At 46.9% G+C, this 8,831-nt stretch carries 8 protein-coding genes; all 8 read right to left on the reverse strand.

Annotation, left to right across the window (positions count from 1 at the left end; all coding sequences use genetic code 11):
- Positions 1-23: 23 nt before the first annotated feature.
- Positions 24-854 carry an ABC transporter permease gene (locus SB752_RS26405; RefSeq protein WP_410718446.1) on the reverse strand — a complete coding sequence of 277 codons (831 nt, stop codon included), beginning with the start codon at positions 852-854 and terminating at the stop codon, positions 24-26.
- The gene (locus SB752_RS26410; RefSeq protein WP_410718447.1) at positions 854-1,810 is read right to left on the reverse strand and encodes an ABC transporter permease; all 957 of its coding nucleotides are present in this window, start codon (positions 1,808-1,810) and stop codon (positions 854-856) included. Before SB752_RS26410 ends, SB752_RS26405 begins: the two co-directional genes overlap by 1 nt.
- A gap of 41 nt (positions 1,811-1,851) precedes the next feature.
- The gene (locus SB752_RS26415; protein ID WP_410718448.1) at positions 1,852-3,423 is read right to left on the reverse strand and encodes an ABC transporter substrate-binding protein; all 1,572 of its coding nucleotides are present in this window, start codon (positions 3,421-3,423) and stop codon (positions 1,852-1,854) included.
- A 117-nt stretch (positions 3,424-3,540) separates the two neighbouring features.
- On the reverse strand, positions 3,541-4,017 hold the full coding sequence (locus SB752_RS26420) for an Lrp/AsnC family transcriptional regulator (RefSeq protein WP_410718449.1): 477 nt from the start codon (positions 4,015-4,017) through the stop codon (positions 3,541-3,543).
- Positions 4,018-4,265: 248 nt separating this feature from the next.
- Positions 4,266-6,146, reverse strand: coding sequence for an FtsX-like permease family protein (locus tag SB752_RS26425; RefSeq protein WP_410718450.1), 1,881 nt, complete (start codon positions 6,144-6,146; stop codon positions 4,266-4,268).
- The gene (locus tag SB752_RS26430; RefSeq protein ID WP_410718451.1) at positions 6,121-6,891 is read right to left on the reverse strand and encodes an ABC transporter ATP-binding protein; all 771 of its coding nucleotides are present in this window, start codon (positions 6,889-6,891) and stop codon (positions 6,121-6,123) included. The genes SB752_RS26425 and SB752_RS26430 overlap by 26 nt, the downstream gene beginning before the upstream one ends.
- Positions 6,892-6,958: 67 nt before the next feature.
- Positions 6,959-7,975 carry a sensor histidine kinase gene (locus tag SB752_RS26435; protein WP_410718452.1) on the reverse strand — a complete coding sequence of 339 codons (1,017 nt, stop codon included), beginning with the start codon at positions 7,973-7,975 and terminating at the stop codon, positions 6,959-6,961.
- Entirely contained in the window at positions 7,972-8,670 is a 699-nt protein-coding gene (locus tag SB752_RS26440) for a response regulator transcription factor (protein ID WP_289141171.1), read from the reverse strand. Before SB752_RS26440 ends, SB752_RS26435 begins: the two co-directional genes overlap by 4 nt.
- Positions 8,671-8,831 lie beyond the last annotated feature (161 nt).

Genomic DNA, 8,831 nt, shown 5'->3' on the forward strand with positions numbered 1-8,831 from the left:
TTTATCCCGTGTTAGGACATTTATTATTTGCGTGCGCGTGGATCTAGAACCTGCTGCAGGCCATCCCCTAACAAGTTAAAGCCGAGCACGACTAAAAAGATGGCAATACCTGGGTAAAACGTTGCATATGGCGCAACGGACATTAGTGTTTGCGCTTGGTTCAGCATGCTGCCCCACGATGGTGTCGGCGGTTGAACACCTAACCCGAGGTAAGACAGTGATGCCTCTGCAATAATACCCGATGCCATCGCCAGTGTAGCCTGAATCACAATCGGATTGAGCGCGTTTGGCAGGATATGGCGGAAAATAATGCGTGCATCCTTAACCCCAACAGAACGTGCCGCATGAATATACTCCATATTCCGTAGAGACAACACCTGACCGCGTGTAATTCGGACAAAAGCCGGAGCAAAACCAATACCGATCGCGAGCATAGCATTGCCGAATCCTGAACCAAGAACAGCTGAAATGGCAAGTGCCAGGATCAAGAACGGAAATGCTTGCATGGCGTCCACACTTCGCATGACCACCCACTCATCCCAGAAACCGCGGTAATACCCGGACAATAGTCCAATCGGTACGCCGATCAACATGGCAATCCCAACAGAAATCAGTGCCGCTTGAATCGAAATACGAGCACCGTAAACGACGCGAGAGAAAATATCACGCCCCAGATCATCTGTGCCAAAGTAATGTTCACCGTCAGGAGCAATCAGGATTTTGTTATAGTCTTGTGCATTGGGGTCAAATGGAGCGATTTGTGGTGCAAAAGTAGCCACAATAATCAGTCCGAGGATAATCACCGCTCCGATGACGCCCAAACCATTTCGGAGAAACTTGCGTACGGTTTTCATCACTCACCTGCTCCTTTCCCAGCCTTGATGCGCGGATCAATGACGGCGTACAAAATGTCTACTGCCAGGTTTACGATGACAACCAGCACCGCAGATACGAGAATCGCACCTTGTACGGTTACATAGTCGCGTTTAAAAACAGATTCAACGATCAAACGGCCAAAGCCAGGAATCGAAAAGATCGACTCCGTAATGACGAGACCACCTAATAAACCGGCAATCATCAAACCAGAAGTCGTCACCACTGGAACCATCGCATTACGCAAAGCGTGTCCCAAAATGGTTCTCGCTTCGTTCAATCCCTTCGCTTTCGCTGTCCGAATGAAGTCCATGCTCACAACATCGAGCAAAGAAGAACGCAGCATTCTCATCAGTACCGCTGACTCCCTAAGTCCTGTCGCTAAACAAGGCAGTACCATCGCTAGCAGGTTCTGAGTCGGATTTTCCAAGAAGGGCACGTACCCTGACGAAGGCAGCCATTGATTATTAACCGCAAAGAAAATAATCATCATCATAGCCAGCCAAAAGCTCGGAATACTCATACCACCAAGTGCAGTGAAAGTGCTTGTATAGTCAATCCAGGTGCCGCGGCGTACAGCCGCCAGAATTCCCGCCGGAAAAGCGATCAGAATGGCTACCAGAAACGTTCCGATCGTAAGCTCTACCGTCGCGGGCAACCTCTGCATGATTAATTGTGAGACCGGTACTCGGTCTGTAATCGAAATCCCCAAATCACCCTGTATCACTTTTCCCAGCCAGGAAAAATATTGCACTACGATCGGCTGATCCAATCCCAGCTCGGTTCGCAGTGCCTGATATGCTTCCGGTGTCGCTTCTTGTCCTAAAATGACCCGGGCAGGATCGCCCGGGATCATATGGATCAAAGAAAAAGTCATAATCGACACCAGCAGGAGAATCGGGATTGTCAGCAGTAGGCGTCTGAACACGAACATCATGACAATTCCTCCTAGCTCTTGCTGTTATAGTGTTACGGCTTTTATTGCTTGTCCAAAGTTGCAGTACGGACAATACCATCCGGTACGAAAGTAAATCCGGTTACTTTTTTGTTCATACCGAGCAATACGTATTGGTGGTACATGTATGCATAGCCAGCTTCGTCTTGCAGAAGTTTTGCTGCTTCGTCGTACAGTGCCTTACGTTTTGCCTCATCCAGTTCTCCGCGAGCTTTCAAAATAAGCTCATCCAGCTGCGGAATCGAGATACGTCCATTGTTGTTGTTAGCGCCAGTCACAACCCAGTCATGGATGTTCAGGTCTGGGTCCAAACGACCGGACCAGCCAAGCTGCAGAGCATCGAATTCGCCTTTGTCGCCTGTTTCAATCAATTGACCGTATTCTAATTTTTCCAAAGTCACGTTGATGTTGTATTGCTTCAGCATGTTTTGCAGTACAGCACCCAGCTGCTCGTTTTCTGGAGAAGTCGTGATGTAGAGCTTGAAGCCAAATCCGTCGGGTTTACCACCCTGTGTCAAAAGATTTTTGATCTCATCTGCATTTGGAGCAACTGGTGTGTTCAGCTGTTCATTGTAAGCCAGGCTTCCTTTTGTAAATGCAGTACGTGCTGGTGCAGCGTAGCCGTTAAACAATACTTTTACGATCGCTTCGCGGTCAATCGCGTGGTCAACAGCTTGACGCAGGAATTTGTTATCAAACGGTGCACGAGAGTTGTTCAGGTAGATACCTTGGAAGCCGAGTCCAGATTCTGCGATAAGCTGCAGATTTCCATCACCCTTAACAACTGGAATTTCTTTTACAGGCGTATCGTCAATAATATCAAGCATACCGGAGCGCAGGTTTTGTACCTTCGCAGTACCGTTCGTGAATACTTTGTAGTTCACTTCATCTACTTTTACGGTACCGTTCCAGTAGTTTTCATTTTTCTTCAGCGTTACGTGGTCGCCTTTCACTTGTTCAACAAAAGTGAACGGGCCAGTACCTACTGGATGGTTGAGATATTGTTCGCCATGCTCCTGAACCGCTTTCGGAGAAACAATGATTCCGGAGCGGTCTGTCAATACAGACAGGAATGGAGCAAATGGCTCTTTCATCTGGATTTTCACTGTATGTGCATCTACAACCGAAACGGAATCTACGAATTTTAATTCGCCCTTCCGACGGGATTTTTCACCAGTCATGTTACGCTCAAAGTTGAATTTGACTGCCTCTGCATCAAAATCAGTTCCATCATGGAATTTTACGCCTTGCTTCAGCTTCAGCGTATACGTTTTGCCGTCTGGCGTTACTTCATAAGACTCAGCCAGCATCGGAACTACTTTACCGTCTGCATCAATATCAAACAGCTTGTCATAAAGGCTTGCGTAAACTTGACGATCGTAGAGAGAAGTAGAGCTGTTCGGGTCCATGGACGGTGGGTCAGCTTTTAACCCGATGTTAATTACTTTCTTGCCGGTAGCTGGTGCTGGAGCAGCTGTATTGCCGCCATCTGTGCTTGTGCCAGCATTGCTTCCTCCGCCTCCACATCCAGTTACCAAAAGCATGGTCCCCAGAACGGCACTGAGCATTGCTTTGCTCATCTTGTTAGAAAACATGTAAATGACCCCTTTTCTTTGCTTTCTCTTGTGATAAATACAATACTTTTGAAAATTAAAATCCCAGCGGAATCTAACTCTCCGATGGCATTCCCCCTTCCAAGGCAGTTCCTGTCATTAGCGGACGAAGTTGTACTTCGATTTCAATATTTTGAGTTCGTTAATGACGTTCATGCGTGTAATCCCCGGAATCTTGTTAAGCTTTTTCATCAAAAATTGCGACAATTCATCGTAGCTTCTGACCAGCACCTGTGTGAACAGCTGATACTCTCCCGAGGTAAGTACGATCAGGCGAACCTCTATGATTGCGTTCAGTGCGGCAACGACCTCATCCAATTTATCTGCTTCGGTGGCGATATGAATAATGGCTTGTACGTGAAGACCAGCTTTGACCGGATTGACGATGCCGACCAGACTCAGAATACCTTCGTCTTGCATTTGCTGGACACGCATCCGAATTGTTTTCTCCGTGACGCCGAGGTCCTTTGCGATTTGAGTAAATGGCAGTCGTGCATTTTCCTGCAAGGCCCGTATGATGCCGTAATCGGTATCGTCCAATTCGGGATAAAGCGAACGGCGGAACACCTCTTCCATATAATCACACCTTTATTCGTCTTATTTTTCAAAAATACAACCTTCAAGCAGTACATTTATAGAAAATACAGTCGAATTACGTAATTAATGTTGTTACTATAATACGAATTTCGACAACATGCAACATTTATTCAGAAAATTTATTGTTGAAAGCATTTTCATTTTTTTATTTTCGTTAATGATATTATTTAGATAAATAAATAAAACAGCCTCTCCATTTTGAAGAGGCTGTCTGCTTTCATTCTCATTTACATGGAACGTTTCAAGTGGAACAAGTAGCGATTTCGGATGATCCAGAAGTAGATTCCCTGAACCACTACAAAGCTGAGCAGCACAATCGCTGTTGGCTTCACTACGGATGTAATCAACAAGATTTTCAGCAAGCTTTGCAACGAGACAAACGCTACGATGCTGTGAACAATTGCCACAACGATCGGGACGAAAAATAACAACGCAATCTGTGTCGTCACAATCCGCGACAGCTCCCGATCCGAAAGTCCAATTTTCGAGATCGCCCCATACTGCCGCTTGTCACTCTCCAGATCGGTATACAGTCGGAAATAAAGAAAGCTGGCTGCCGCTACAAAGAACAGAACTCCGACAAACAATCCGATAAACAGCAACGTATTTGCCATTTGCTTAAGTTCACGGTAGATGGGGGCACGAGCTTCATAGTAGTAATTGTCGCCATTATGGCTGATTCTTTCTTGCAGCTTTACGCTTATTTCTTGCGTTTCTTTCCATCTCGGCACCGCATAGTTATACCTTGTCTCTTCTTTCAAGCCAGTCAGCCGATCGAACACCGCATTGGGCACGACAGCGAGCCGCTCGAAATCAATCCCACCCAAAAGCGGATTTAATTTCGCATCGGTTTTGACCATCAAAATCGTATTGCCTACGTCCAACGTTTTCGTTTCTATGGAATCCCCAAACCATCTGACGAGCATAAACACTTCATTGTCAGCAACCTGCAGCTGTCCTGCATTGGCGGCAACCGCAATTTTGTTGTAGTCTGCCAGCTTGACCACGCCAATCGTTTCTTCCTTGTCGGTTTTGGGCAATACCTTTATCGAAACTTGATATTTTTCAAAAGAAAAACCGCCCTGCTGCAGGCTTGTTTCAATCAAGGAAAGATGCTTGAGCGCTTCCGGATTTCCTTCTTTGGTTTGATATTCAAATGCGAACGGATTGGTTTTCAAAACAGTTTCCTGTATCGACCCCGCCAAGGCAGCCAGCGTCCCGATTGCACAAAAGGCTACAGTGGACACGATACACACCAGAAAAAACATCCGGGCATTGTCCTTCATTCGATAGCCCAGATCAGACAGCGTAATCAGGTTAGTTTTCTTCCAATAAATCGATCGCTTTTTCTTCAAAATGCCTATCAAAAACACACTCAATTGCGTAAAGAGCAAATAGGTGCCCGCAATCGTAATGAAGGTCACTGGAAAGAGCAAAACTGCTACGTACACCCCATCAGCCGTAAGCGCAAGCGTGTAGGCCGTACCAAGCAAGCCAATAGCGAGGATGGACAGGAACACAGATGCCTTGGGCTCCCGTTTCGGACGTTGGCTTCCCTGCAAAAGGTCCAGGAGACTTCGTTTTCGCAGGAGCAGCACCGTGAATATTGAAATCGCCGCATACAGGACCATAAAAGCGACACACGTCAACCCAATCGCCTGCCACGGAATGTAAAACGCTAATGCCTGCACATCCAGCAGGAAGCCCGCGAATTGGAAGAACAGCTTGGCCAATACCAGCCCCAAACCAATCCCGCAGATGATCGACACGATCCCGATCAGCATATTCTCCATGATTACGAGCCAGTTTCGCTGCATAGGTGTCATCCCGTGTACAAACAAAATCCCGAATTCTTTTTCCCGCTTCTTCAAAAAGGCCCCGACGCAATAAAACAAAAAGAAAAACGAAAACAGAAAAATGATGTATTCCGCAACCATCATTCCGGTAGCAACCGATTCATGGATTTCCTCATCCGCAATGGCTGGATGAAAAATAAACATCGCGTAAACGAAAAAGATCATCACGGAAAAGACACTGCTCAAGAAAAAAGCTGCGTACGTGCGCTTGTTCCGTAAAACGTTATTACACGCGAATTGTCGAAAGGTCATACGTATTGCCCCCCAAGAACGACAACGCGTCAATGATTTTCTGGAAAAAGACCTGACGGCTCTCGCCACGGTACATTTCATTGTGCAACTGACCGTCTTTGATAAAAATGACACGATGACAGTAGCTTGCGGCGAGCGCATCATGCGTCACCATCATCATCGTTGTATTTTCGGATTTGTTGATAGCCTCAAGCGTCTCCATCACATTGCGAGAAGACTTGGAGTCGAGATTGCCTGTCGGTTCATCAGCCAACAATAGCGATGGCGTATGGATAATCGCTCGTGCGATCGCCGCTCGCTGCCGTTGGCCACCGGATACCTCATACGTGCGCTTTTCCAAGATTTCTCCAATCCCCAGCTTGGCCGCGAGCGTCTGCAGCTTTTCTTCAATCGTCGTTACATCCACACCATCCAGTGTGAGCGGCAATACTATATTTTCTCCAATCGTCAGTGTATCCAAGAGATTGAAGTCTTGAAAGACAAAACCTAATTCACGCCTGCGAAATAAAGCCAGCTTTTGCTTTTTCAGTTGATGAGGGTTGGTTCCATTCAGTAAGACAGCTCCAGAAGTAGGGCTATCGATCGTGGAAATCATATTCAACAGCGTGGTCTTTCCACTCCCTGACGGACCCATGATGCCCACAAACTCTCCCTTGCGGATGGTAAAGTCAATATCAGTTAACGCGCGGTAAGTTACCTTGCCCCCGTATATTTTGCTAAGGCTTTTTACTGCAAGCATTTCCATGCGTTTCACCCTTTTTCTTTCATCATGCTCCAACTATACGAAAATCGTGTGTTACCTAGCTATCGAATTAACTTTCAGGAAGCTTACGATCTTGTAAGATTGGAACAACCGCAGATAAGACAATCCGAATCGTCGTACCTACGCCTACCTCCGATTCCATTTCGACGCTGTGCTCCAATCTGCCGCAAATTTCCTTGACTAAATAGAGCCCCATCCCCGTCGATTCCGGGTACTTACGTCCATTTTCTCCCGTAAAATACGGTTGAAATACGCGCCGAATATCTTCAGGCGGAATACCGATTCCGTAGTCCTGGACCTCCAGCATAACGCTAGCTCCTCGTTCATAGGCACGAATCGTCACCTTATTGCTTTTGCCCGCTGAATATCTCACGGCGTTGGTCAAGAGCTGATTGATCACAAAGGACAGCCACTTATCGTCTGATTCCACTCTCCACTGCTCATTGATTTTTACCTCAGGATAAACCTGGTTGCGAATAAACAGGCGTTTGTTTTCAGCGAGTACGTTTTGCACCAGACACCGCAGAGATACGGGCTCAATCATAAAGTCCTGCTCGAAACGATCCAGACGAGCTATGTAGAGTACGGTTTCCAGCCCGCGCTTAATTCGATCGACTTCTTCCCGAATACTCTCGGCCGTCGAATCATCCGCATCCTGGAGCAGAAGATGAATAACCGAAATCGGCGTCTTCATCTGGTGCACCCATTGCTGTATAAACGTCGTGTAATCGCGCTGCTTGTTCTCGTAGGCATGCAGCTGTTCTTTGTACAAGCGGTAATGCTCCAGGCAGTTTTCATCCAGCGCACGGCACAAGGCAGCATTACCGTGTGTTTGCGTCAGCTCTTCCAGTGATTCCACCGGCTTGCTCAGACGCTGATAGATCGTTCTATGGGTCAAGTACCGAACAACGAGAAAAGCTCCTGCAAAAAAGAGAGATAAAAAGACTACGTAAATGATTAACGATTCATTCCAATAGCCATCCATAGCAAAAATCAAGATCAAAAGAATCAGCTGGACGAGAAAAAAGGCTGCGAAAGCCCATTGATCTCGAAGGAACAGACTCATTGCCCATCCTCCCAAATCGTCCGCAAGCGGTAGCCGGAGCCACGGACCGTCTCCACAGCGCCCTCCAGACCCAAATCTTTTAATTTTCCACGTACACGCGTGATGTAGACATTCAACGTATTTTCATCGACAAACTGCTCATCCCACAGCTTTTCCAATAGTCGCTCCCGACTGACGACTCGCGGATACTGATTCATCAGCGCTTCCAGCAGAAGCGCTTCTTTTTTGCTCAGCTCCACTTTTTGATCCTGCATGCTGAGCTCCATCCGTTCTAAAAACAGCTTGAGACCAGACACCTCTACAGTTCGCTCCCCCTCCTGAGGGGCATACAAACCATAGGCACGGCGCAGCTGGCTGCGAATTTTGGCAAGCACGACGTCATAATCGAACGGCTTCGTGATATAGTCGTCCGCTCCATTTTCGAGCGCCATGACCTGATCCATCTTGCTTTCACGAGCAGAGATAAACAGGATTGGGCACTTGGATTCCTGCCGCATCTGCCGGCACCAGTAGAACCCGTCAAACTTGGGCAAGTTCACATCCAGCAGGACAAGATCCGGGCGCGCGCTTACAAACACGTCCATGACACGGTCAAAATGCTCAACATTTACTGTACGAAAGCCGTATTTCTCCAACTGACTTTGCAGCAGTTGGTTAATTTTCGGATCATCTTCCACAATCATAATGGTTGACATCAAACGTTCCTCCCACTCTGAGTCTCCATCCAATTATTCTACTCTCTACTATATAAGAAAACCTCTATCGAGGCTAATCGAGGATGAGCGACCGCGATTTAGCGGTAGGTTATTCTTGCTGAATTAGGATGTACGTCTAGGGAAGAGTATTTCTTTCTAAT

This window comes from Brevibacillus sp. SIMBA_040 (genome assembly GCF_046535075.1).
In the GTDB taxonomy this organism is placed as follows: Bacteria; Bacillota; Bacilli; order Brevibacillales; family Brevibacillaceae; genus Brevibacillus.

Excerpts from the sequence above, each read along its gene's own strand:
- SB752_RS26410 (WP_410718447.1), bottom strand. The coding sequence starts at position 1,810 with ATGATGTTCGTGTTCAGACGCCTACTGCTGACAATCCCGATTCTCCTG.
- SB752_RS26430 (WP_410718451.1), bottom strand. The coding sequence starts at position 6,891 with ATGGAAATGCTTGCAGTAAAAAGCCTTAGCAAAATATACGGGGGCAAG.
- SB752_RS26405 (WP_410718446.1), bottom strand. The coding sequence starts at position 854 with ATGAAAACCGTACGCAAGTTTCTCCGAAATGGTTTGGGCGTCATCGGA.
- SB752_RS26415 (WP_410718448.1), bottom strand. The coding sequence starts at position 3,423 with ATGTTTTCTAACAAGATGAGCAAAGCAATGCTCAGTGCCGTTCTGGGG.
- SB752_RS26435 (WP_410718452.1), bottom strand. The coding sequence starts at position 7,975 with ATGAGTCTGTTCCTTCGAGATCAATGGGCTTTCGCAGCCTTTTTTCTC.
- SB752_RS26440 (WP_289141171.1), bottom strand. The coding sequence starts at position 8,670 with ATGTCAACCATTATGATTGTGGAAGATGATCCGAAAATTAACCAACTG.
- SB752_RS26425 (WP_410718450.1), bottom strand. The coding sequence starts at position 6,146 with ATGACCTTTCGACAATTCGCGTGTAATAACGTTTTACGGAACAAGCGC.
- SB752_RS26420 (WP_410718449.1), bottom strand. The coding sequence starts at position 4,017 with ATGGAAGAGGTGTTCCGCCGTTCGCTTTATCCCGAATTGGACGATACC.